The 1,647-nt window shown below is 70.1% G+C and carries 2 pseudogenes; one reads left to right on the top strand and one right to left on the bottom strand.

Annotated elements, in window-relative coordinates:
* A pseudogene (locus RJ05_RS26135) lies at positions 1-187 on the top strand (ABC transporter permease); the annotation flags it as partial.
* 34 nt (positions 188-221) lie between these two features.
* Here the strand turns inward: RJ05_RS26135 and RJ05_RS31545 are convergent.
* Positions 222-1,647, bottom strand: a pseudogene (locus tag RJ05_RS31545) (transcriptional regulator); the annotation flags it as partial.

Raw genomic sequence — 1,647 nt, 5'->3', positions numbered from 1 at the left:
GACCATGCCGGGGTGGTTGCAGGCGTTCATCGACGTCAACCCGATCTCACACCTGGTGTGGGCGTGCCGTGACCTGATGAACGACGGGCATGTCGGCTCGCATGTCGTCTGGTCGCTGGTCGGCGCCGTGGTGATCATGGCGGTTTTCGCGCCACTGACCGTGCGCGCCTACATGCGGCGGGTCTGAGGCCGTGCCACGCCCGACCGGGCCCGCCCGCGCGTCATCGTGCGGACGGGCCCGGTTCGGCCGGGTGCGCGGCGACGACCTTCAGCAACGTCATGATCCGGTCGGCGGCGACCAGCCTGCGCAGGCCCGCCACCTCGGCCGTCGCCCGGTCGATTCGGTCGAGGCCGACGGTGTCGCGGTGTAGCTCGCGATGCCGCGCCAGCGCCATCACCGGATAGTCCTGCCGTGCCTTCGCGGCGGGCGCGAGGGCCAGCAATTCCAGCCCGATGCTGCTGTCCGGATCGATGCTGAGCCGGTGCGATCCCACCGCGCAGGCCACCGCGCCGATCTGCGGCACATCCCAGAACTGGATGAGCCGTTCGACCGCGACCTCGGCCAACTGCCCGGACATCTGGGTCATCTCGGCGGTGTCCCCGTAGAGGGTGTGCGCGTCGAGCATCGCGCTGCACAACATCAACACACCGGGACCGGGCACGAATTCGCGCCCCGGCCAGCCGACCAGCTCGAGCGCGCGGCGGAACAGCCACAGACCGCGTTCCCGGTTGCCTTCGGAGAGTTCGATGTCGGCCAGGCTCGCCGCCACCGTCGACAGCCGGTGATTGCGCCGCACCCCCGGATCGTCCAGGGCGGACAGCCGGGAACCGCCTGCTTCGGTGAGGCCGAGGGCGTGCTCGAGTTCCGCGCGTGCCCGCCCGCTCTGCCCGCACCCGGTGAGCGCGGCGGCGAGGAAACAGCGCATCTCCAGGCTCTCCTCGTAGGCGCCGAGCCGGCGCAGCTGCTCGGCCGCGATCTCGTAGTACCCGACGGCTTCGCGGTAGCGCGCGTTCTGGCCGGCCAGGCCGCCGAGGTGCTGGTTGATCATGGCGCCGGTCCAGACGTCCTTGTCGGTGATCATCGACGCGGCGATGCGGGCGTCCCGCGCCGAACCACGCAGTTGACCGTGGTTCTCCCAGGAGTTGGCACGAAGGATCAGCGCCGCCAGCGCGGTATCGCGGTCGGCCGAGCGGGTGGCGTCGGCGAGCAGCCGCGCCACGGCCCAGCCGTCGATCGGGCAGGTGATGAACCGGCCGAAGAAACGGGCGGCTTCGCTGAGTTCGCCGGCCCGGCGCAGCAGCCGCCGCGCCCGTGTGCGCACCATCGCCGCGTCACGCAGTTCGCTTTCCATGTACATCAGATGCAGGCCGCTGTAGACGTAACCGAGCATCTCCAGATCGATCTCGATGCCGTTGCCGCGCGGCGGTTCCATGGTGAGCATCCGGCGCACCCACGCGACGAGTTCCATATGCGCACCGCGCATCACCCACAGCATGGCGCAGATCGGGAACACCGTGTACATGGTGCGCGCGTCGCGGCGTTCGTCGGCCAGCCGCAGCACGGCGGTGAGGTTGTCCATTTCGGCGGCGACGGTGAGTGCCTGCGTCACCTGGTCCTCGTTGTGGTAGCGGCGCGCGACGGTCACC

It is taken from the genome of Nocardia cyriacigeorgica NBRC 100375 (assembly GCF_000308555.1).
Lineage (GTDB): Bacteria > Actinomycetota > Actinomycetes > Mycobacteriales > Mycobacteriaceae > Nocardia > Nocardia cyriacigeorgica.
Note: the sequence above shows the minus strand (reverse complement) of the source record. Positions and strands in the feature narration are given on the sequence as shown.